Here is a 21,540-nt window from a genome sequence, read left to right on the forward strand (position 1 = left end):
CCCGCCGCCGCGACCGCGGCGGCCCGCCGGTGATCAGCCCAACAGCTTGGCGTACGCCGGCTTGATCACCTCGTCGATGATCTTCAGCCGCTCGTCGAACGGGATGAAGGCGCTCTTCATGGCGTTGATCGTGAACCACTGGAGCTCCTTCCAGCCGTAGCCGAAGGCGTCCACCAGCAGGGCCATCTCCCGCGACATCGAGGTGCCGCTCATCAGCCGGTTGTCGGTGTTCACCGTCACCCGGAAGCGCAGGTCACGCAGCAGCCCGATGGGGTGGTCGGCGATCGAGGCGGCGGCGCCGGTCTGCACGTTCGACGACGGGCAGAGCTCCAGCGGGATGCGCTTGTCCCGCACGTACGCGGCCAGCCGGCCGAGCACCGGCTCCGGGCCGGGCGTGATGTCGTCCACGATCCGCACGCCGTGGCCGAGCCGGTCCGCCCCGCACCACTGGATGGCCTGCCAGATCGACGGCAGGCCGAACGCCTCGCCGGCGTGGATGGTGAAGTGGAAGTTCTCCCGCTGGAGGTATTCGAAGGCGTCCAGGTGCCGGGTGGGCGGGAAGCCCGCCTCGGCGCCGGCGATGTCGAAGCCGACCACCCCGGCGTCCCGGTGCCGCACGGCCAGCTCGGCGATCTCCTGCGACCGGGCGGCGTGCCGCATCGCGGTCAGCAGGGTGCCGACCCGGATCGGCGCGCCCGCCTCGGCGGCCAGCGCGCTGCCCTCGGCGAAGCCGGCCAGCACCGCCTCGACCACCTCGTCCAGGGTCAGGTCCCGCTCCAGGTGCTGCTCGGGGGCGAACCGCACCTCGGCGTAGACGACCCCGTCGGCGGCCAGGTCCTGGGCGCACTCCCGGGCCACCCGACGCAGCGCCGGCGCGGTCTGCATGACGGCGACGGTGTGCGCGAACGTCTCCAGGTAGCGCTCCAGGGAGCCCGAGTCGGCCGCCTCGACGAACCACCGGCCCAGCGCCTCGGCATCGCCGGTGGGCAGCTCGTGGCCCACCTCGGCGGCCAGCTCGACGATCGTCGCCGGCCGCAGGCCGCCGTCGAGGTGATCGTGCAGCAGCGCCTTCGGGACCTTGACGATGTCCTCGTAACGGATTGTCGCGACCATGCTCAGACCCTAGTCGGCCGCGCCGGGACCGGCCGACGGGACCGGCGGGGACCGCCGGCCCGCCGTACGAGCCCCGGCCCATGCGGGGGCCGGCGACGACGGCGGTCAGGCGAGGCACGGCGGTGTCGCTCCCGTGGGGGTGGCGGGCCGGTGCCGGGCCGGCACGGTGAACCTCGGGATGAGGTGCTGCACCAGCGGACCGATGCCGACGGCGAAGAGGAGGGTGCCGGGACCGACGGTGCCGCCGAGCGCCCAGCCCAGCGCGAGCACGCCGAGCTCGATGGCCGTGCGTGCCGGCCCGATCGGCACGCCCCGGGCGGCCAGTCCGGTCATCAGCCCGTCGCGCGGCCCCGGCCCGAGTCGCGCGCCGAGGTAGAGGGCCGTGGCGAGCCCGTTGAGCAGAATGCCGGCGACCAGCAGGCCGATCCGGCCGGCGACCGGGGAGACCGGCGGCACGAGGGCGAGTGCGGCGTCGGCGACGAACCCGACCACCACCACGTTCGCGACGGTGCCGAACCCGGGGCGCTGTCGCAGCGGGATCCAGAGCAGCAGCACGGCCACGGCGACCAGGTTGACCACCTGGCCGAGGGGCAGCCCGGCCCGCTCGGCGAGACCCTGGTGCAGCACGTCCCAGGACGCGAGGCCCAGGTCGGCGCGAACCATCAGGGCCACGCTGACACCGAACAGCGCGAGGCCGCTCAGCAGACGGGCCACCCGGCCCGACAGGTTGGTTGACATGTCACTCACCTTAGGGCGCGGGTTGATGACATGTCAACAAGATGGGTTACGATGGCCGGCATGGAGCAACCACGCTGGCTCGACGAGCGGGAGCAGCGCGCCTGGCGGGGCTACCGGCGGATGCGCCGCCTCCTCGACCTGGAGCTGGCCCGCGAGCTGATGCACGACGCCGGGCTCTCCGAGCCCGACTACGACGTCCTCTCCGACCTCTCCGAGACACCCGACCAGCGGCTGCGGCTCAGCGAGCTGGCCGACCGGATGCTCTGGTCCCGCAGCCGGCTCTCCCACCACCTGACCCGGATGCAGCAGCGTGGCCTGGTCACCCGCGAGGAGTGCGCCACCGACGGCCGGGGCGCGGTGGTCGTGCTCACCGCCGAGGGCCGACGGGCGATCGAGGCCGCCGCCCCCGGCCACGTGGCGGCCGTCCGCCGCCACCTGATCGACCTGCTGACCCCCGACGAGGTCGCCGCGCTGGACGCGCTGAGCCACCGCGTGGTCGACCACCTCACCGGCCGGGACGGCGCGCGAGGCTGACGGTGGTGGTGCAGGCACCACCACCGGGTTGGCGTGCGCGCGCCATCGAGGTGACCCGTCCGGCTGCCTAGCGTCAGCGGCACAGGAAAATGCCGACGCCGGGAGATTCGCACGTGTTCACGACATTGGCCACAGCGGTGGTCCGCCGTCCGGGGCGGGTGATCGCCGGCTGGCTGCTCGCCATCGCCGCGCTGACCGCCGCCACCTTCGCCGTCTACGGGCCGGAGGGCCCACGGCCCGCCGACAGCCAGGCCGACTTCCTGCCGGCCCGCTACGAGTCCGCGCGGGCCGCCGGCATCGCCGCACGGATCTTCCCCGACCAGCCCGGCACCAGCGCGGTGCTGGTCGTCCGCCGGGCCGACGGGGCGCCGTTGACCCCCGACGACAGCGCCCGGATCGACGGGCTGCCGCAGGAGCTGCGGGTCGCCGGCGTCACCGGCGTGACCCCCGGCGCGACCGCCCCGGACGGGCGGCTGCGCCTGGCCGAGGCACGCCTGACCGGCGACGCGCACGACGAGGCCACCATCCAGGCGGTCGGGCGGCTGCGGGACGCCACCGACGACGCGCTGGCCGGCAGCGGCCTGGTCGCCGGCTGGACCGGCGAGGCCGCCGGCGCCGCCGACAGCTTCCTGCTCGACATGATCGTCAACGGCGCCATGATGCTGGTGATCCTGGTCCTGCTGCTGGTCGTCTTCCGCAGCCCGACGATCGCGCTGCTCAACCTGTTCCTGGTGCTGCTGGTCGCGCAGGCCGCCACCGGCCTGCTCGCCCTCGGCGGGAAGGTCTTCGGGTACGCCCTGGACGCCTCCACCACGGGCCTGCTCCCCGTCGTCCTGCTCGGCATCGGCACCGACTACGCGGTCTTCCTGCTCTTCCGCTACCGGGAACGGCTCCGGGCCGGCGAGGACCGACGCACCGCCATGGTCCACGCGGTCGGCCGGATCGGCGGCGCGGTCACCGTGTCCGCCCTCGTCGTGGCCGTGGCGTTCGGCGCGCTGGTGCTCTCCCGGCTCGCCTCCTTCCAGGTGCTCGGGCCGGCCCTGGCCGTCGCCGTCCTGCTCATGGTGGCCGCCGCGCTGACCCTGTTCCCCGCGGTCTACTCGCTGCTCGGGCGGCGGGCGTACTGGCCGGCGAAGATCGACGCGCCGGGCCACGACGACGCCGCGTCGACCGGGCCGGCGGCCCGCGCGGGCCAGCTGGTCGCCCGCCGGCCCGCCCGGGTCGTACTGGCCACGGTCGCCGCGCTCGCGCTGCTCGGCCTCGGCGCGCTGCAGCACCGGCCGAGCTACGAACTCGACGCGCTGCCGTCCGGCTCCGAGTCGGCCGAGGCCCTGGACTGGCTCCGCTCGGGGCTGCCCGCCGGGACCCTCTCCCCCACCGACGTCTACCTCACCGGCGCCGGGGTCGACGCGGCCGGCGCCGAACGGTTCGCCGAACGGCTCGGCGAGGTGCCGATCGTGGCGGCCCCGGCCGGCGTCGAGATCGTCGACGGCGTGGCCCGGGTGCGGCTGCTGCTGGCCGAGCCGCCGTACTCGCAGCGGGCGATCGACGCGGTGGAGTCCCAGTTGCGGCCGGCGGCGCACGCGGCGGCGCCGCCCGGCACCCGCGCGTACGTCGGCGGGGAGACCTCGACCTTCGTCGACGTCCGCGCCGTGCTCGACGAGGACCTGCGGCGGGTCTTCCCGGTGGCCGCCGGGCTGATCGGCCTGCTCCTGCTGCTGATGCTGCGCGGGCTGATCGCCTCGCTGGGCCTGCTCGTCGCCGTCGCGCTCGGCTTCGCCGCCACCCTCGGCACCAGCGTGCTGGCGTTCCAGGTCGTCGGCGGCCAGCCCGGCCTCAACTTCCAGCTGCCGCTGGTCGTGTTCCTCTTCGTCACCGCGATCGGCACCGACTACAACATCCTGATGATCGCCCGGCTCCGGGAGGAACTGCGCGCGGGCCGCCCGCCCCGCCAGGCCGCCGAGGAGGCCGTACGCCGGGCCGGCCCGGCGGTCGCCGCGGCCGGGGTGATCCTGGCGGGCAGCTTCGGGGTGCTCGTGGCGTCGCCGATGATGGCCCAGATCGGGTTCGCCGTCGCCGTCGGCGTGCTGATCGCCACGTTCGGCCTGTCCTGGCTGCTGGTGCCGGCGGCGACCGCCCTCACCGGCCGGGTGGCCTTCTGGCCGGCGCGGACCCGCCCCGAGCCCCGGCCGGCGGACGTCGCACCGGAGCCCACCCGCTCGGCGGACGTCGCGCCGGCTGGGACAATGGCCCGGTGAGCGGGGTGCGGCGGGCGTGGCGGGAGCTGGAGCGGCTGGCCGTCGCGGCGGGGCTGGCCTGCCTGGGCATCGTGTGCTTCCTGGCCACCCTCCTGACCGCCGGGCTCAGCCTGATCGGCGTCGGCCTGCCACTGCTCGACCGCACCCTCGCCGGCACCCGCGAGCTGCTGGACCGGCAGCGCCGCCGGCTGCCCGGCCCACCGGTCCGGTCCCCGTACCGGCCGGTGGCCGGGCCGCTGGCGGCCCGGCTGCGGACGGCGGCCGGCGATCCCGCCACCTACCGGGACCTGGCGTTCCTGTTCGCGCACTTCTGCCTCGCCCCGGTCGCCCTGGTGCTGGCGGTGGGGCTCTGGCTCGGCGCCGCGCAGGGCCTCGCCCTGCCGCTGATCCACACGGTGGTGCCCGGCGCGGTCGACAACTACCTCGGTCTGCCGGTCGACTCGCTGGGCAACGCCGCGCTCGCCGTGGTGCCCGCGCTGCTCGTCGGCGTCGGGGCGTACTGGCTGCCCCGGGGGCTGCTGCACCTGGACGACCGGCTGGCCCGGGCGCTGCTCGCGCCGACCGCCCGCGCGGCCCTCGCCGAACGGGTGGAGGAGCTGACCGACACCCGCGCGCAGGCCGTCGACGCGCAGGCGGCCGAGCTGCGCCGGATCGAACGGGACCTGCACGACGGCGCGCAGGCCCGGCTGGTGGCGATGGCGATGAACCTCGGTCTCGCCGAGGAGCTGCTGGCCCGCGACCCCGAGGCGGCCCGCGGGCTGGTCGCCGAGGCCCGTACGAGCGCCGGCACCGCCCTGTCCGAGCTGCGCGACGTGGTGCGCGGCATCCACCCGCCGGTGCTGGCCGACCGGGGGCTCGCCGGTGGCGTCGCCGCCCTCGCCCTCGGCGCCGCCCTCCCGGTCGACCTGGACGTCGACCTGCCCGCCCGGCTGGCGCCGCCGCTGGAGTCGGCCCTCTACTTCACCGTCGCCGAGCTGCTCACCAACGCCGCCCGGCACAGCGGGGCGGCCCGGGTGGCGGTGCGGCTGCGCCGGCTGGACGACACCGTCCGGCTGACCGTCACCGACGACGGTCGGGGCGGCGCCGACCCGGAGCGCGGCACCGGGCTGGCCGGCATCCGGCGGCGGCTCGCCGCCTTCGACGGCCGGGTCCGGATCAGCTCGCCGGCCGGTGGGCCTACGGTGGTCGACGTGGAGCTGCCGTGCGAGTCGTGATCGCCGAGGACCTGGCGCTGCTGCGCGACGGGCTGATCCGCCTGCTCACCGCGTACGGCGACGAGGTGGTGGCCGCCGTGGAGACGGGCGACGAGCTGCTCGCCGCCCTGCTGGAGCACCGCCCCGACGTGGCGGTGGTGGACGTCCGGCTCCCGCCCACCCACACCGACGAGGGGCTGCGGGCGGCGCTGGCCGCCCGGGAGCGGATCCCCGGCCTGCCCGTGCTGGTCCTCTCCCAGTACGTCGAGCAGCTCTACGCCCGGGAGCTGCTCTCCGACGGCGCGGGCGCGGTGGGCTACCTGCTCAAGGACCGGGTGGCCGACGTCGCGCAGTTCGTCGCCGCCGTGCACGGGGTGGCCGGGGGCGGGATGGCGATGGACCCGGAGGTGGTCTCGCAGCTCCTCGCCCGGCCGGCCCGGGCCGCGCCGCTGCGCCGGCTGACCCCGCGCGAGCACGAGGTGCTGGCGCTGATGGCCGAGGGGCGCTCGAACGGCGCGATCGCGCAGCGCCTGGTGGTCACCGAGAAGGCGGTCAGCAAGCACATCAACTCGATCTTCGCGAAGCTCGACCTGCGCGACTGCGACGACGACCACCGCCGGGTCCGCGCCGTGCTGACCTACCTGGACGCCTGACGTGGACGCCCGCATCGTCGACCGGCTCCGCTGCCCGGTCTGCGCCGAGCCGCTGGCCGAGGCCGCCGCCGGCACCGCCCGCGCGCTGCGCTGCCCCCGCCGGCACAGCTTCGACGTCGCCCGGCAGGGCTACGTCAACCTGCTCGCCGGCCGCGCCCCGCACGCCGGGGACACCGCCGAGATGGTGGCCGCCCGCGCCGACTTCCTGGCCGCCGGCCACTACGACCTGATCTCGTCGGCCCTCGCCGCCGCCGCGACGGAGGCCGCGCGACGGGTCCGCGCGGCGCGGCCGGAGGCGTACCCCCTGGTGGTGGACGCCGGGGCGGGGACGGGCCGGCACCTCGCGGCGGTGCTGGCGGCGCTGCCCGACGCCGTGGGCCTGGCCCTGGACGTGTCGAAGCCGGCGCTGCGCCGGGCCGCGCGGGCGCACCCCCACGCGGCGGCGGCGCTGGCCGACACCTGGCAGCGGCTGCCGCTGGCCGACGCCGACGCCGCCGTGCTGCTCAACGTCTTCGCCCCGCGCAACGGCGCGGAGTTCCATCGGGTCCTCGCGCCGCAGGGGGCCCTGCTGGTGGTGACGCCGGCCGCCGACCACCTCGCCGAGCTGGTCGGCGCGCTCGGCCTGCTCCGCGTCGACCCGGACAAGGCCGACCGGGTCGCCGACAGCCTCGGCGGGCACTTCACCGAGGCGGCGGCGGCCGAGCACCGGCGGGAGCTGGCGCTGACCGGGCCGGAGGTCGCCACGCTGGTCGGGATGGGCCCCAGCGCCTGGCACACCGACCCGGCCGGGCTCGCCGCCCGGATCGCCGCGCTGCCCGAACCGGTCCGGGTGACCGTCGCGGTGCGGCTGGCCGTCTGGCGCCCCCGCTGAGGCCTCGCCGCCTCAGGTGGAGAGGTCGACCTCTTCCCAGCCGGGCGGCTCGTCGTGGTAGGGCCCCCGCAGGATCACCGCCCACTCCAGCGCCCACCGGCGCTGGCCGATCGCGTTGGCGTCCACCAGGCCGGGCGGGGTCCGGCCGGCCCGCTCCGTCTCCAGGTATGCCCAGTCCAGGCAGTAGTGCAGGTCGAGCAGGGCCGCCGCGTCGGCGGGATGCTGCGGCGCGGCGAGGATGCGGGCCCGCCACTGGCCGAAGGTCTCCCCGCCCGCGATGTGCGGCATCCGCTCCACCAGCCGCTCGTCCACCGGCAGCGTCGGGTCGAGCTGCTTGGTCAGGCCGAGCACCCAGGCCAGCGCGAACAGCGCGTCGTGGTGCAGCACGAACGAGCGGTGGTCGCCCTTGCCGCCGGTGACGAACTGGAACTCCGGCGGCGTGACCATGTCGACGAGGTGCGAGGTGAGCAGCCAGCTCATCGCGGCCTGCGGCGGCATGCCGAAGCAGCGGGCCAGGATCAGGTGCAGCACCGCGATGCGGGCCTCGATCTCCACCGTGGGGCGGAGCTCGATCTGGTCGCCGGGCTCCCACACGAGCGGGAACTGGGGTGGCGGCAGCGGGAGACGCAGCCGGGACAGCTCGTCCAGGCTCGCCTCACGCACCTCCCGTGGATCGGGGGCAGGTACGGTCACGGCGAAAGATCCTGTCTGCTCGCGACGACTCGGCGCCGGTTGTCCCCCCTGGCCAGGGAGGATAGCGGTCCGGGCCGGGCGGCACCACGCCGCCCCGACCACCGCCGCGCTCAGCCGACCCGCCCGGAGACCGGGCCGCGCCGCGCCGCCCCGACGACCGCCGCGCTCAGCCGATCCGCTCGATGACCAGCGGCGTCGCGGCGGGCGCCGACGCCGAGATCCGTACCGCGCGCGCGGCGTCGTCCCGCGCGGCGGGGATCCGGGCGGCGTGCTCGGCGCGCAGCTCGTACAGGGGGTCGCCGGCGCGTACCGGGTCACCCGGGCGCTTGTGCAGCACCACCCCCGCCGGAACGCTGACCGGGTCCTCCTTGCGGGCCCGCCCGGCGCCGAGCCGCCACGCGGCGACCCCCATGTCGTACGCGTCGATCGAGGCGACGAAGCCGTCCGTATCGGCGCGGACCACCTCGACCTCGTTCGCGGTGGGCATCGGGGCGTCCGGGTCACCGCCCTGGGCGCGGATCATCGCGCGCCACGAGTCCATCGCCCGGCCGTCGCGCAGCGCGGCCGCCGGGTCGGCGTCGGGCAGCCCCGCCGCGTCGAGCATCTCGCGGGCCAGCGCCAGGGTCAGCTCGACCACGTCGGCGGGGCCGCCGCCGGCCAGCACCTCGACCGACTCGGTGACCTCGACCGCGTTGCCGATCGCCAGGCCCAGCGGGGTGGACATGTCGGTGAGCAGCGCGACGGTCCGCACGCCGTGCGCGCCGCCCAGCTCGACCATCGTGCGGGCCAGCTCGCGAGCCTGCTCGACGGACTTCATGAACGCGCCGGAGCCGACCTTCACGTCGAGCACCAGCGCGCCGGTGCCCTCGGCGATCTTCTTGCTCATGATCGAGCTGGCGATCAGCGGAATGGCCTCGACGGTGCCGGTCACGTCGCGCAGCGCGTACAGCTTGCGGTCGGCCGGGGCGAGCCCGTCGCCGGCCGCGCAGATCACCGCGCCCACGTCCCGGAGCTGGGCGATGAACTCGTCGTTGCTCAGCGCCGCCCGCCAGCCGGGGACGGACTCCAGCTTGTCCAGCGTGCCGCCGGTGTGCCCGAGGCCGCGCCCGCTGAGCTGCGGCACGGCCGCGCCGCACGCCGCCACCAGCGGGGTGAGCGGAAGGGTGATCTTGTCGCCGACGCCGCCGGTGGAGTGCTTGTCGACGGTCGGCCGGGCGACGGCGGAGAGGTCGAGCCGCTCCCCGCTGGCGATCATCGCGGCGGTCCAGCGGGCGATCTCCGTCGGCGTCATGCCGCGCAGCAGGATCGCCATGGCCAGCGCCGACATCTGCTCGTCGGCCACCAGCCCCCGGGTGTACGCGTCCACCACCCAGTCGATCTGCGCGTCGGAGAGCACACCCCCGTCCCGCTTGGCCCGGATGACGTCAACCGCCGCGAAAGCACTCATCACAAAGATCTTCCTAGTCGTATGCAGATACCGGCACGCGGACCGCGACCACCGAGGGCTCGGGCCGACCGTGCCCGGCGGAGGGATCAAGCCTGACCGCCCGGAGCCGGGCACGGTCGGCCCGAGCCCCCAAGCTCAACCAACCCAGCGGGCAGGGATCTCCATCGGCGGCTCGCCCTCGCCGGCCCAGAAGATCGTGCCCGCGGCGTCCACGACCACGACCCGGGGCGTGCGGGCCAGCCCCCAGGTGATCGCCTCGGCCGGGTCGTCCCAGCTCGGGCCCTCCTCCAGCACGCCGGTCTCGGCGCCCTCGCTGTCGCCCGCGGACCGCTCCCAGTAGGCCGTCCAGACCTGCTGGCCGGCGGAGAGGTCGGGGTGCACGAAGACCGTGCCCCGGCCGCGCCAGGCGGCCAGCCGCTCCGGCACCACCGGCACCGGCGCCTCGCCGGTGACCGCCTCGATGTCGGTCACGTCGAAGGCGTGCGGCAGCAGCTCGGCCATCCGCAGCGGGCCGCCCCTGGCCTCGATCAGGCACTCCGGGCCGCCCTGCTCCCACAGCAGCTGGCGGCACCGGCCGCACGGCATCAGCGGCTCGCCCGTGGCGTCGACGCAGGACAGGGCCACGATCCGGCCGCCGCCCGTGGCGTGCAGCGAGGAGACCACGCCGCACTCGGCGCAGAGCACCACGCCGTACGCGGCGTTCTCCACGTTGCAGCCGACCACCACCCGGCCGTCGTCGACCAGCGCGGCGGCGCCCACCGGGAACTTGGAGTACGGCACGTACGCGTGCCGCATCACCTCGGTGGCGGCGGCCCGCAGCCGCTCCCAGTCGATCTCCATGTCGCGCTCCCGTCAGCCCTTGATGTACGGCTTGCCGTCGGCGGCCGGCGCCCGGACCCGGCCGACCAGCCCGGCCACCGCCAGGATCGTCGCCAGGTAGGGCAGCATGGCCAGGAACTGGCTCGGGATCACGCTGTTGATGGCGCCGAGGTAGGTGGCGAGCTGGTCGGCGAAGCCGAAGAAGAGCGCCGCGAGCAGCGCCCCCGTCGGGCTCCACCGGCCGAAGATCAGCGCGGCGAGGGCGATGAAGCCCTTGCCGCCGATCATGTTCTTGGTGAACGAGTAGAGCGCCAGCGTGTAGGAGGCGCCGCCGATGCCGGCCACCACGCCGGCGAGCAGCACGTTGCGGTAGCGCAGCCCGAGCACCTTGACGCCCAGGGTGTCGGCGGCGGTCGGGTGCTCGCCGACCGAGCGGGTACGCAGGCCCCACCGGGTGCGGAACAGCGCGATGTGGATGACCAGCACCAGCAGCAGGCCGAGGTAGAGGAAGATGTTGCCCCGGAACAGCGCCGGCCCGAGCAGCGGGATGTCCGACAGCAGCGGGATCTCCCAGTTGCTGAACCGGGGGGCGCTGTTGTACTTCTGCGCCTCGGTCTGCATCAGCCGCTCGTAGAGGAAGCCGGTGACGCCGACCGCCAGCAGGTTGAGCACGATGCCCATGACGACCTGGTCGACCAGGTAGCGGATCGAGAAGACGGCCAGCAGCAGCGAGATGAACGCGCCGCCGATCGCCGCCGCGACCAGGCCCACCCAGACGTTGCCGGAGAGGCTGCCGAAGAGCGCGCCGCTGAAGGCGCCCATCAGCAGCTGCCCCTCGATGGCCACGTTGACCACGCCGGAACGCTCGCAGAGCACACCGGCCAGCGCGCCGAAGATCAGCGGCAGGGCCAGGATGAACGTGCCCCGGACGATGTTGACCAGCGGCATGAAGTTCTGCCCGGCCGGCGCGGCGGAGACCTGCCAGCAGAGGAACGACAGCACGAAGCCGACCAGGCCGACGCCGAGCACGAGGGTGAACCAGCGCTTCGGCAGCCCGGCGAGCATCGCGACGCCGGCGGCGACCGCGACGAGACCGAAGAGGATCGCGCCGACCGTTCCGTCGATCTTGAGCGCGGCGCCGGCGGCGTCCTCGCTGAGGGTGAAGCGGGCCAGCTCGCCGGTGGCGAGCGCCCCGAACAGCACCGTCGCCAGCAGGCCGAGCGCGAGCAGCACGACCCCGACCTTGCGGGTACGGGTCCAGAAGCCCTGGTCGACGGGGGCGACGGCGACGTCTTCGACAGCCATGGTGGACACGAGTTACCAGCCCTTCGCCAGGCTCGTCTGCAGCCGGGCGGCGCGGGCGGCCCGGAGCTGGAAGATCGCCTTCACCAGGGCCGGCGCGGCGATGAAGATGACGATCAACGCCTGGAGCACGGTCACCAGCTCCAGCGAGATCCCCGAGTAGGACTGCATCCGGTTGCCGCCGGCCTGGAGCGCGCCGAAGAGCAGCGCGGCCAGCGCCACGCCCCACGGCTTCACCCGGCCGAGCAGCGCCACCAGGATGCCGTCGAAGCCGATCTGCGCGACGACCAGCGGGGTCAGCGCGCTCGCGGTGGAGCCGAGCACCATGTTCGAGCCGCCGAGGCCGGCCAGGATCCCGGCGAAGACCATGATCAGGACGTACGTCCGGGTGACGCTGATGCCGGCGGTCCGCGCGGCGTCCGGGTTGGCGCCGACGGCGCGCAGCTCGAAGCCGAGCGTGGAGCGGTTCAGCAGCCACCAGACGGCCCAGGTGGCCAGCACGGCCAGGATGATGCCGGCGTGCACCCGCAGCCCGTCGCCGAGCAGCCGGGGGAACTGGGCCGACGGGTCGACGGACTTGCTGATCGCGTCCGTACGGTTCGGGTCCTGGATGCCGTTCTGCACGATGATCCAGGTCAGGAAGTACGTGGCGATGTAGTTGAGCATGATCGTGTTGATCACCTCGTGGGCGCCGGCGCGCGCCTTGAGGATGCCCGGGATGAAGCCCCAGATCGCCCCGCCGAGCGCGCCGGCGAGCACCGCGACGAGCAGGTGCAGGCCGGGCGGCAGGGGCAGCAGGAAGCCGGCCAGCGCGGCCAGGATCACGCCCATCGTGGCCTGGCCCTGGGCGCCGATGTTGAACAGGCCGCCCCGGAACGCCAGCGCCACCGACAGGCCGGTGAAGACCAGCGGCGCCGTGTAGGTGAGCGTCTCGGAGATCGGGCTCATCACGGCCTGGAAGCCGACCGCCTCGGGGTCGAAGACGGCGCCCTTGAACAGGTTCCCGTACGCCTCGCTGACCAGCGTCCAGCTCGCGGTGAGCGCGTCGGACGGCCGGGCGGTGATGTAGCTGTAGGTGGCCAGCACGTCGGGGTCGGAGACGATCATCAGCACCGCGCCGACGACCATCGCCAGGACCAGCGACAGCAGGGTCACCGTGAAGGTGTTCGCGGCCCAGAGGTTGTCCAGGAACAGCCGCCCCAGCGAGGGCTTCGCCTCCGGCGCCGGCCGCTTCGGCGAGGTGGCCGTCTCGGCGCGCTCGGTGTTGCCGAGCGCGGTCTGCGCGGCCTGCGCCTCGGTCGCCGGCTCCTTGTCGGGGGAGCCCGCCTGGGGGTTCGGGTTGTCCGGGGAGCCCGACCCGGGGTTCGGGTTGCTCATGCCGGCACTCCGCTTCGCTTGCTCATGCCTCGTCCTCGTTACCAGGGCCCTCGGCGGTGGGGGCCGCCGAGGCGCCGTCGGCCGTCGACGCGGCCGGGGTCGTACCGGTCGCGGCGGCGGGCGCCGCGTCGGGGGTGATGCCGGCCATCAGCAGGCCGATCTCCTCGCGCGGGGTGTCCGGGCCGACGATGCCGATGATCCGGCCTCGGTACATGACGGCGATCCGGTCGGCCAGGCCGATCACCTCGTCGAGCTCGCTGGAGACCACCATGACGGCGGTGCCGACGTCCCGCTCGCGGATGACCCGGCTGTGGATGAACTCGATCGACCCGACGTCGACGCCGCGGGTCGGCTGGGCGGCGATGAAGAGCTTCAGCGGCCGGGACAGCTCCCGGGCCACGATCACCTTCTGCTGGTTGCCGCCGGAGAGGGTGCCGACCGGCGCGTCGGCCGAGGAGGTACGGACGTCGAACTGCTCGATCCGCTCCTTCGCCGACGAGGCGATCGCGTCCGGCTTGAGCGCCAGGCCCTTGCCGAAGGGCGGCCGGTCGTAGATGTCGAGCACCAGGTTCTCCGCGACGGAGAACTCCTTGACCAGGCCGTCGACGCTGCGGTCCTCCGGCACGTAGCCGACCCCGGCGCGGAGCACCTTCTTGGTCGACCAGCCGTGCACCGGCTGCCCGTCGAGCGTGATCGTGCCGGCGAGCGCCGGGCGCAGGCCCATGATCGCCTCGATCAGCTCGGTCTGGCCGTTGCCCTGCACGCCGGCCACGCCGAGCACCTCGCCCGCGCGTACGGTCAGGTCGACCCCGTCGACCGCCCGGATGTGCCGGTCGTCGTCGACGACCAGGCCGGCGACCTCCAGGATCGGCTTGCCGGGGGTGGCCGGCTCCTTCTCCACGGTGAGCCGCACGCTGCGGCCGACCATCAGCGCGGCCAGCTCGTCGCGGCTAGCCTCGGGGGAGGCGGTGCCGACGGTCCGGCCGCGCCGGATCACGGTGATCCGGTCGGCGATCGCCTTGACCTCGCCCAGCTTGTGGGTGATGAAGACGATCGACTTGCCGGCCGCCTTGAGCGACCGCATGACGGCGAGCAGTTCCTCGGTCTCCTGCGGGGTGAGCACCGCCGTCGGCTCGTCGAGGATGAGCAGGTCGACGTCCCGGGTGAGCGCCTTGACGATCTCCACCCGCTGCTGGATGCCGACCGGCAGGTCCTCGATCACCGCGTCCGGGTCGACGCGCAGGTTGTAGCGCTCGGAGACCTCGGCGACCTCGCGCCGGGCCCGCCGCCGGTCCAGCAGGCCGACGATGCCGCCCCGGACCTGCTCGGCGCCGAGCATGATGTTCTCGGCGACGGTGAAGACCGGCACCAGCATGAAGTGCTGGTGCACCATGCCGATCCCGGCCGCGATCGCGTCCGACGGGCCCTTCAGCTTCAGCGGCTGGCCGTCGACGAGGATCTCGCCCTCGTCGGGCTGGTAGAGCCCGTAGAGCACGTTCATCAGGGTCGACTTGCCCGCGCCGTTCTCGCCGAGCAGGGCGTGGATCTCTCCAGGCTCCACCGTCAGGTCGATGTGATCGTTGGCGACCAGATCACCGAACCGCTTGGTGATGCCGCGCAGTTCGAGTCTCAGCGCAACCTCCTGGAGTGCGAAGCGATGGTGCAGCGTAGCTGCCGGCGGACCGCTCGCGGCGCGGGGCCGTCGTCGGGTGGTGCGGATCGGCCGCCCCGGCGCGCCGTGGGATGTCCCCGCGACGCCGGGGCGGCCGGAAGGTCGTGCTGTCACCGCTCGCCGGCCCGCCCCGGTGATCGTCTCACCGGGGTGGGCCGGCGGTGCCTCACTTCGGCTGGGCCGCGGAGGTGACCTTGACGGTGCCGGCGGCGATGTCCGCCTTCAGCTTGTCGATCTCCGCCTTCAGCTCGGCCGGGACCTTGCCGTCGAACTCGTGGTACGGGGCGAGCCCGACCCCGTTGTTGGCGAGGTTGCCCAGGTAGCCCGGGTCGTGCGAGAGCTTCTCGCCGTTGGCGGCCTTGACGACGGCCTCCTTGACGGCGTCCGGGATGTTCTTCTCGACCGTGGTGATGATGGCCGAGCAGTCCGGGGTGCTCTCGCAGCCGTCGACGTCCACCCAGATGGTGTTGTACTTGCCGTTCGACGCCTTGGCCGCGCCGGTGGTGCCGAGGCCGGCGCCGCCGGCGACCGGCATGATGATGTCGGCGCCCTGGGCGACCAGCGCGTCGCTGACCTTCTTGCCCTCGTCCTGCTTGACGAAGTCGTTGGTGAAGGAGCCGTTCTGGCTCCCCTTGTCCCAGCCGACGACCTTGACGGTCTTGTTCTTCGTCTTGTTGAAGTGGGCGACGCCGTCCGCGTAGCCGTCCATGAAGATGGTGACCGGCGGGATCTTCATGCCGCCGTAGGTGCCCACCGTGCCGCTCTTCGTCATGCCGGCGGCCAGGTAACCGGCGAGGAAGCCGGCCTGGGCGGTGTCGAACTGCATCGGGTAGACGTTGGTCTCCGGCAGCTTCGCGTCGACGATGCCGAACTGCTGGTTCGGGTTCGCCTTGGCGATCTTCGAGGTGGCCGTCCCCATCAGGCCACCGACGGCCAGGATGAAGTCGCACTTCTGGTTGACGTACTGGGTCAGGTTGACCTCGTAGTCCGCCTCGGCCTTCGACGCGACGTACTTGATGTCGATGTTGTCGTTGGCCTTCTTGGCGGCCTCGAGGCCCTGCCACGCCGAGGTGTTGAACGACTTGTCGTCGATGCCGCCGACGTCGGTCACCATGCAGGCGCTGTACTTCTTGTCGCCGCTGCCGGCGTTGTTGTCGTCCTCGGGAGCCTCACCACACGCGGCGGCGCTCAGCACGAGCCCACCCACCGCGAAGACCGAGGCAATCCGCATCCCACGCACCGAGCGCAAGACGTCTCCTTCCCATTGCACACCGCGTCCTGCACGGTGGCAGCCCTTTGCGCCGGCCGCGTTGCGCTGCCGGCGTCCCACGTTACGGACGGGAGCGTACGCCCGCGCCCACCCACCGGCCGACAATCGTGCACGACTGTTGAGCGCCTGTTACCCCTACGTAACCCTTAGGTGGGGCAGATCACTCTGAGTGCCGGTGGATGAGCGCCGAGGCGTCACGAAAACGTCCGTTTCTGCGCGTGCCCCCTGCCGGAAACGTTACCGCCAGAAGACCGCCACCGCCGCGTTGACCAGGGTCAACCCGACGATCGCCAGGAAGTGGCCACGATTGACCACGTCGCGCTTGCGGGCGAAGAAGACCATTACGAAGATCAGCAGGGCGAGCACCAACTTGGTAACAAGTTTCGCCGGCTCCGGCTCGTCGCCGTCGCGCAGGGGCGCGGAGAGGCCGATCCCGGTCAGCAGCATGATCACGGCACCCCAGAGCATGGCCGGGTTGATCCGCAGCTTGCCGCTGACGTACTGGACGATCGCGCCGCCGAGCAGCAGGGCGAAACCGATCAGATGGATGTAGCGCAGTATCAGTCTGAGAGCTTCCACGCCGACATCCTCCCCCATCAACGACGGATCGTAGTAGCGGGGCGCGTCAGGGCGTGTCCACCGCCGCCCCGGATCCGGCCGGCCGGAAGGGCCCGGCACCGGGATCGGCCCGACGCGACGACCCACCGGCCGATTCGACCGGACGCGGCGACCCGCCGGCGGAGTCGGCCGGATGCGGCGAGCCGGCAGCCTTGGCCGAGCGCGACGCGCCGGCAGCCTTGGCCGGGCGCGGCGAGCCATCGGCGGAGGCGGCCGGACGCGGCGAGCCACCGGCGGAGTCGGCCGGGCGCGACGAGCCGGCAGCCGGATCCGCCGGGCGGGGCGCCCCGGCGGGGCGGCGGGCCAGCAGCACCAGGGCCAGGCCGACGAGCGCGTAGCCGGCCAGCACGGCGAGCGGCCGACCGGATCCGGCGCCGTCGAAGAAGGTCACCGAGCGGAGCAGGGTGCCACCCGCGCCCACCGGCAGGAACTGACCGACCGTCCCCCACGGCTGCGGCAGCAGCTCGGGTGCCGCGCTGACCGCCGAGAGCGGGTTGCCGACCAGGAAGACCAGCAGCGCCCCCAGGCCGATGCCCGGCCGGCCGAGCAGCGCCCCGAGGCCCGCCACGGTGGCGGCGCCGGCCAGCGCGAAGAGCCCGGCCGCCGCCGCCTCGGCGAGCGGGTCGCCGTCGAGCACGCCGAGCCAGCCGTGCAGCACGGCCGCGCCGACACCCCCGGCGAGGAGACCGAAGGTCAGCAGGCCGAGCAACCGGGCGATCCGGCCGGTGACCAGCAGGGTCAGCAGCGCGCCGGTGAGCACGCTCGCCATCGCGAAGGGCAGGAAGCCGGCCGCGAACCCGGCGCCCCGCGGATCGTCCGGCGCGCCGGGGACCACCACGACCACCGGCACCGGGCGGCCCGCGGAGAACTGGGCCGCGGCCTCGGTGAGCAGCGCGGCGACCGTCGGACTGGCGGCCGGCGCGGTGTGCAGGGCGACGCCCTCCGGACCGGCGACGAAGGCCGCGTACACCTGTCGGTCGCGAAGCGCCCGGTCGGCGGCCGCGGCGTCGGGCAGCGTGGTCACGTCGAAGGCTCCCGGCCGCGCGGCGGCGAGCCGGGCGGCGAGGTCGCCGGCGACGGGCGCCGGCCCCGCGACGGCGACGGGCAGGTCGCGCGGCGCCAGGTGGGTCGCCGGGGCCGCGAAGAGGGGTACGAGCAGCGCCAGCAGGACCGCCGCCAGGGCGGCGACGCCGAGGGCGGCGGGCAGGGGCGGCCGGGGACGGGTCGACATGGTCCACTCCTAAAACGAACGCTCATTCTTTTAGGACTCCAGGCTGCTCCCCGCCGTGCCCGCCTGTCAAGAACGAACGTTCGCTTTAGGATGTGTCTCGTGCCGCGCGTCTCCCCGGAACACCTCGCCGCCCGCCGCCGCCAGATCGTCGACGCGGCGCGACGGTGCTTCCTCCGGGAGGGCTTCCACCGCACCACCATGCAGGACGTGATCGCCGAGGCCGGGCTCTCGGTCGGCGCCGTCTACCGCTACTTCCCCAGCAAGGCGGAGCTGATCAGCGCCATCGCCGAGGAGGCGGTCGGCGGCGCCGGGTTGGTCCTCGACGACGCGCTCCACCGCGAGCCGCCGCTCCCCCTGGCCGACGCGATCGACCGCGCACTGGCGTACGTCGAATCGCATCTCGGCGCCGACGGCGTGCTGCCGATCGCGATCCAGGTCTGGGGCGAGGCGCAGCGCGACCCGGCGCTGGCCACCTTCGTCGCCGGCAAGTACGACGAAATCCGCCGCCACTTCGCGGCGCTGGTCCGGCGCGCCCAGGACACCGGCGAGGTGGCCGCCGACGCCGACCCGGAGGCCGTGGCCTCGGCCCTGTTCGCCCTGGTTCTCGGCTGGCTCCTCCAGCGGCTCCTCACCGGCCGACCAGACCGCGCCACCTACCTCACCGGAGTCCGCACCCTCCTAACCCCCTAACCCCCACCCTCGCCCCTCGCCCCCCACCCCTCCTAGCCCGCGATCTTGCACTTTCTGCCCTCGATATGGGCGGTTGGTCCCTTACATCGGGGCAACAAGTGCAAGATCGCGGGGGGCGAGGGGCGAGGGGCGGGGACGGGGGGTGGGTTAGGGGAGGTGCCAGGCTTGGAAGGTGGGGCCGTCGGCGGGGAGGGTGATCGTTCCGTCGGTGTCGGGGCGGAGGGCGGGGGCGCCGCCGTAGACGTTCTCCCCGGCGGGCAGGCCGACCAGCCGTACCGGGGCGCCGGCGGCGCGGCGGGCCAGTACCAGCACGCTGCCGGTCGGCGACTCCCGCAGGAAGACCAAGGTGTCCGCGTCGTGGTGCAGCCAACGCAGGCCGCCGTGGCGCAGGGCGGGCTCCGCGCGGCGCAGCGCGACGAGCGCCCGGTAGCTGGCGAACGTGGCGGCGTCCCAGGTCTCGGGCCGGTGCCACGGCATCGGGGTACGCGAGCCTTCGCCGTTGGTGCCGGTGAGGCCCAGCTCGTCGCCGGCGAAGATCACCGGGGTGCCCGGCATGGTGGCGAGCAGGCCGGCGGCGACCTCCTGCCGGGCGGCGTCGCCGACGACGGTACGGATCCGGGCGGAGTCGTGCGAGCCGAGCAGCTGCCACGAGTGCGTGTACGACCGCCACGAGACCAGCGACCGGTAGGCGTTCATGGTGGCCAGCACGGCGTCGGCGTCCCGCCGCGGGACCCCGCCCGGGGTGCCGAGGAAGTTCGGCACCGGATCGTCGCCGTGCCGCAGCCAGGACCAGACGGGGTCGGTGAAGCCGACGTAGTTCATCGTCCCGTGCCAGCCGTCGCGGTCCAGGTCGCCGGTGTGGTCGTGGCCGTGCTCGGCCAGCAGCAGGCCGTCGGCGCGGGTCTCGGCGACCACCCGCCGCAGCAGCGCCGCCACCTCGTGGGTGTACGCGTCGGCGCCCCGCCGCCCCGTCATGTTCGCCACGTCGACCCGCCAGCCGTCCAACCCGTACGGCGGACGCAGCCAGCGGCGCAGCAGCGAGTCCTCGGCGGTGGCGAAGCGCCGGCGCAGCTCGGCGCTGCCCCAGTTCAGCTTCGGCAGCGACTTGACCCCGTTCCAGGACTCGTAGTCCCCGGTCGCCTCGTCGAAGTAGTACAGCTCCCGCTCCGGCGCGGAGACGTCGGAGACGGCCCTGGTGAACCACTCGTGCGCGTCGCCGGTGTGGTTGCTGGTGATGTCGCCGAGCAGCCGCCAGCCGCGGGCGCGTACGGCGTCGGCGAGGCGGGCCAGCGCGGCGTTCCCGCCGAGCAGCGGGTCGACGGTGTCGAAGCTGGACGCGTCGTAGCGGTGGTTGGAGCGGGCCGGGAAGACCGGCGTCAGGTAGACGGTGTTGACGCCGAGCCGGTCCAGGTGGTCCAGCCGCCCGGTGATGCCGTCCAGGTCGCCGCCGTAGAACTGGTACGGGGTCTCCGGTCCGCGCCCGATCACCGGCGTGTCCCAGTCGCACGGGATCGCCCAGTCCGGCAGGTCCCGCCCGTCGGCGGCGGCGGAGCGGGCGAACCGGTCCGGGAAGATCTGGTAGATCACCGCGTCGCGCGCCCAGGCGGGCGGCGGCGCGTACGTGACCAGCTTGAAGTCGCCGTTGTCCGGCACGTCGTGGGGCACGATGCCGGCGGCGTTGAGCCAGCGGTGGCCGCGACCGCCGGTCAGCAGGAACCGGTAGTTGCTGACCGGGTTGCGGGCCTCGACGGGGACCCGCCACCAGACGTCGCCGCCGGCGGTGCGGTCGACGACCGCCTCGGTGAAGCGGGGCTCGCCGTCGCCGGTGGTGCGCACGTGCACCTGCCGGACGTCGGCGCCGGCCGGCACCCGCACGAAGACGTCGACGACGTCGCCGAGGGCGGGTTCCTGCTCGGGCACGTACAGGGCGGATCCGTCGTGGTGCGGCAACAGGGACATGGTGGCGCCTTTCGCGTCGGTCGGACGGGGAGAGAAATGGGTCTCCCGCCGCGGCCGGTTGCCCGGCCGCGGCGGTCGATCCGTGACTGCTCCGGTGTACGTCGGACGCCGACGCCCTTGCCGCAGCGAACAGTGGATCGGGGTGAGGGTCAGGTGGCCGACGCCGCCGGCGCGCTGGCGGGGCCTCCCGCCGGAGGGCGGCCACCCGACCGGTTCATCCCTTGACCGCCCCGGCCGTGAGGCCGTTGACGATGTAGCGCTGGAGGAGTTGGAACACCAGCACCGTCGGGATGGCGGTGAGCAGGGTGCCCGCCGCGAAGATCCCGAAGTTGTTGTTGCGCTCGCCGGCCACCAGGCCGAACATGCCGACCGCGAGGGTCTTCGAGTTGGTGTCCGTGAGGAACACGTTGGCGATCACGAACTCGTTGATCGAACCGATGAAGGCGAGCAGGCCGGTCACCGCCAGGATCGGCGCCACCAGCGGCAGCATGATCCGGAAGAAGACCTGGGCGTGCGAGGCGCCGTCCATGGTGGCGGACTCGTCCAGCTCCTTCGGCAGCGTGTCGAAGAAGCCCTTCATCAGCCAGGTGTTCGCGCCGAGGGCGGCACCCATGTAGAGCAGGAAGAGGCCCCACGGCGTGTTGAAGCCGATCACCGGCCACAGTTCGGTGACCTTCGTGAAGATCAGGAAGATCGCCACGATCGCCAGGAACTGCGGGAACATCTGGATCAGCAGCAGGGAGAGCAGCCCGACGCGGCGGCCGGCGAAGCGCATCCGGGAGAAGGCGTACGCCGCCAGCGCCGACAGGAAGATCGACGCGAAGCTGGCCACCCCCGCCAGGAGCAGCGAGTTGAGGAACCAGCGGGCGAAGGCGGTCCGCTCGAAGAGGTTGGTGAAGTTCTCCAGCGAGGCGCCGGTCGGCACCAGCTCCGTGGAGGAGAGCGTGCCGAGCGGGTTGAGCGCCGCCGAGACGACGAACAGGATCGGGAAGAGGCTGAACGCCACCGCCAGGATGCCGACGAGGTGCCGCCATCCCACCTGGGCGAACCAGCGGTTCCGCCGTCCGGTCGCGTTGCGGTTGGCGACGGGCGCGTCCATGCG

19 protein-coding genes are annotated in these 21,540 nt (G+C 73.7%); 6 read left to right on the forward strand and 13 right to left on the reverse strand.

From position 1 onward, the window contains the following. Window positions 1-33: 33 nt before the first annotated feature. Entirely contained in the window at window positions 34-1,113 is a 1,080-nt protein-coding gene (locus ACWENR_RS02995) for an adenosine deaminase (protein ID WP_452275385.1), read from the reverse strand. Window positions 1,114-1,218: 105 nt separating this feature from the next. Continuing rightward, a complete protein-coding gene (gene yczE / locus ACWENR_RS03000) occupies window positions 1,219-1,851 on the reverse strand; it encodes a membrane protein YczE (protein WP_452275386.1) in 633 nt (210 codons plus the stop codon). A gap of 60 nt (window positions 1,852-1,911) precedes the next feature. On the opposite strand from yczE, the gene ACWENR_RS03005 reads away from it, so the two are divergent. The 5 genes from ACWENR_RS03005 (at window position 1,912) to ACWENR_RS03025 (ending at window position 7,360) form a co-directional block, all read left to right on the forward strand. Continuing rightward, window positions 1,912-2,385 (forward strand): MarR family winged helix-turn-helix transcriptional regulator, encoded by a 474-nt coding sequence (locus ACWENR_RS03005; RefSeq protein ID WP_452275387.1) that lies wholly within the window; start codon window positions 1,912-1,914, stop codon window positions 2,383-2,385. A gap of 113 nt (window positions 2,386-2,498) precedes the next feature. Continuing rightward, on the forward strand, window positions 2,499-4,643 hold the full coding sequence (locus ACWENR_RS03010; protein ID WP_452275388.1) for an MMPL family transporter: 2,145 nt from the start codon (window positions 2,499-2,501) through the stop codon (window positions 4,641-4,643). Next, window positions 4,640-5,857, forward strand: coding sequence for a sensor histidine kinase (locus ACWENR_RS03015; protein WP_452275389.1), 1,218 nt, complete (start codon window positions 4,640-4,642; stop codon window positions 5,855-5,857). Before ACWENR_RS03010 ends, ACWENR_RS03015 begins: the two co-directional genes overlap by 4 nt. Further along, window positions 5,845-6,489 carry a response regulator transcription factor gene (locus ACWENR_RS03020; protein WP_363908485.1) on the forward strand — a complete coding sequence of 215 codons (645 nt, stop codon included), beginning with the start codon at window positions 5,845-5,847 and terminating at the stop codon, window positions 6,487-6,489. Before ACWENR_RS03015 ends, ACWENR_RS03020 begins: the two co-directional genes overlap by 13 nt. Before the next feature lies 1 nt (window position 6,490). Then, window positions 6,491-7,360 (forward strand): putative RNA methyltransferase, encoded by an 870-nt coding sequence (locus ACWENR_RS03025; protein WP_452275390.1) that lies wholly within the window; start codon window positions 6,491-6,493, stop codon window positions 7,358-7,360. Window positions 7,361-7,372: 12 nt separating this feature from the next. On the opposite strand, the gene ACWENR_RS03030 is transcribed toward ACWENR_RS03025, so the two are convergent. From ACWENR_RS03030 to ACWENR_RS03070, 9 genes are all read right to left on the reverse strand, one after another. Continuing rightward, the gene (locus ACWENR_RS03030) at window positions 7,373-8,053 is read right to left on the reverse strand and encodes a DUF4272 domain-containing protein (protein WP_452275391.1); all 681 of its coding nucleotides are present in this window, start codon (window positions 8,051-8,053) and stop codon (window positions 7,373-7,375) included. 166 nt (window positions 8,054-8,219) lie between these two features. Further along, complete coding sequence (locus ACWENR_RS03035) at window positions 8,220-9,500, reverse strand: thymidine phosphorylase (RefSeq protein WP_452275392.1); 1,281 nt, start codon at window positions 9,498-9,500, stop codon at window positions 8,220-8,222. A 135-nt stretch (window positions 9,501-9,635) separates the two neighbouring features. Then, entirely contained in the window at window positions 9,636-10,340 is a 705-nt protein-coding gene (locus tag ACWENR_RS03040) for a cytidine deaminase (protein ID WP_452275393.1), read from the reverse strand. Between the two features lie 12 nt (window positions 10,341-10,352). Beyond that, the gene (locus tag ACWENR_RS03045) at window positions 10,353-11,633 is read right to left on the reverse strand and encodes an ABC transporter permease (RefSeq protein ID WP_452275394.1); all 1,281 of its coding nucleotides are present in this window, start codon (window positions 11,631-11,633) and stop codon (window positions 10,353-10,355) included. 3 nt (window positions 11,634-11,636) lie between these two features. Beyond that, entirely contained in the window at window positions 11,637-12,998 is a 1,362-nt protein-coding gene (locus ACWENR_RS03050; RefSeq protein WP_452275395.1) for an ABC transporter permease, read from the reverse strand. A gap of 22 nt (window positions 12,999-13,020) precedes the next feature. Continuing rightward, window positions 13,021-14,664, reverse strand: a complete 1,644-nt coding sequence (locus ACWENR_RS03055) for an ABC transporter ATP-binding protein (RefSeq protein WP_452275456.1) — start codon at window positions 14,662-14,664, stop codon at window positions 13,021-13,023. Between the two features lie 172 nt (window positions 14,665-14,836). Next, window positions 14,837-15,901 carry a BMP family lipoprotein gene (locus ACWENR_RS03060; RefSeq protein WP_452275396.1) on the reverse strand — a complete coding sequence of 355 codons (1,065 nt, stop codon included), beginning with the start codon at window positions 15,899-15,901 and terminating at the stop codon, window positions 14,837-14,839. 276 nt (window positions 15,902-16,177) lie between these two features. Continuing rightward, window positions 16,178-16,519 carry a hypothetical protein gene (locus ACWENR_RS03065; RefSeq protein WP_452275397.1) on the reverse strand — a complete coding sequence of 114 codons (342 nt, stop codon included), beginning with the start codon at window positions 16,517-16,519 and terminating at the stop codon, window positions 16,178-16,180. Between the two features lie 46 nt (window positions 16,520-16,565). After that, window positions 16,566-17,789: a hypothetical protein gene (locus tag ACWENR_RS03070; protein WP_452275398.1), complete on the reverse strand. Its 1,224-nt coding sequence runs from the start codon at window positions 17,787-17,789 to the stop codon at window positions 16,566-16,568. Window positions 17,790-17,888: 99 nt separating this feature from the next. Here ACWENR_RS03070 and ACWENR_RS03075 point away from each other — a divergent pair, with 99 nt between their 5' ends. Further along, complete coding sequence (locus ACWENR_RS03075) at window positions 17,889-18,479, forward strand: TetR/AcrR family transcriptional regulator (RefSeq protein WP_452275399.1); 591 nt, start codon at window positions 17,889-17,891, stop codon at window positions 18,477-18,479. 147 nt (window positions 18,480-18,626) lie between these two features. On the opposite strand, the gene ACWENR_RS03080 is transcribed toward ACWENR_RS03075, so the two are convergent. Together ACWENR_RS03080 and ACWENR_RS03085 are read right to left on the reverse strand one after the other, a co-directional pair. Continuing rightward, entirely contained in the window at window positions 18,627-20,438 is a 1,812-nt protein-coding gene (locus tag ACWENR_RS03080) for a glycoside hydrolase family 13 protein (RefSeq protein WP_452275400.1), read from the reverse strand. Window positions 20,439-20,652: 214 nt separating this feature from the next. Next, window positions 20,653-21,537 carry a sugar ABC transporter permease gene (locus ACWENR_RS03085; RefSeq protein ID WP_452275457.1) on the reverse strand — a complete coding sequence of 295 codons (885 nt, stop codon included), beginning with the start codon at window positions 21,535-21,537 and terminating at the stop codon, window positions 20,653-20,655. Between the last annotated feature and the right edge of the window lie 3 nt (window positions 21,538-21,540).

The sequence above is a fragment of the Micromonospora sp. NPDC004336 genome (assembly GCF_053602615.1).

Excerpts from the sequence above, each read along its gene's own strand:
- ACWENR_RS03070 (WP_452275398.1), bottom strand. The coding sequence starts at position 17,789 with ATGTCGACCCGTCCCCGGCCGCCCCTGCCCGCCGCCCTCGGCGTCGCC.
- ACWENR_RS03040 (WP_452275393.1), bottom strand. The coding sequence starts at position 10,340 with ATGGAGATCGACTGGGAGCGGCTGCGGGCCGCCGCCACCGAGGTGATG.
- ACWENR_RS02995 (WP_452275385.1), bottom strand. The coding sequence starts at position 1,113 with ATGGTCGCGACAATCCGTTACGAGGACATCGTCAAGGTCCCGAAGGCG.
- ACWENR_RS03085 (WP_452275457.1), bottom strand. The coding sequence starts at position 21,537 with ATGGACGCGCCCGTCGCCAACCGCAACGCGACCGGACGGCGGAACCGC.
- ACWENR_RS03050 (WP_452275395.1), bottom strand. The coding sequence starts at position 12,998 with ATGAGCAACCCGAACCCCGGGTCGGGCTCCCCGGACAACCCGAACCCC.
- yczE (WP_452275386.1), bottom strand. The coding sequence starts at position 1,851 with ATGTCAACCAACCTGTCGGGCCGGGTGGCCCGTCTGCTGAGCGGCCTC.
- ACWENR_RS03005 (WP_452275387.1), top strand. The coding sequence starts at position 1,912 with ATGGAGCAACCACGCTGGCTCGACGAGCGGGAGCAGCGCGCCTGGCGG.
- ACWENR_RS03060 (WP_452275396.1), bottom strand. The coding sequence starts at position 15,901 with ATGCGGATTGCCTCGGTCTTCGCGGTGGGTGGGCTCGTGCTGAGCGCC.
- ACWENR_RS03035 (WP_452275392.1), bottom strand. The coding sequence starts at position 9,500 with ATGAGTGCTTTCGCGGCGGTTGACGTCATCCGGGCCAAGCGGGACGGG.
- ACWENR_RS03080 (WP_452275400.1), bottom strand. The coding sequence starts at position 20,438 with ATGTCCCTGTTGCCGCACCACGACGGATCCGCCCTGTACGTGCCCGAG.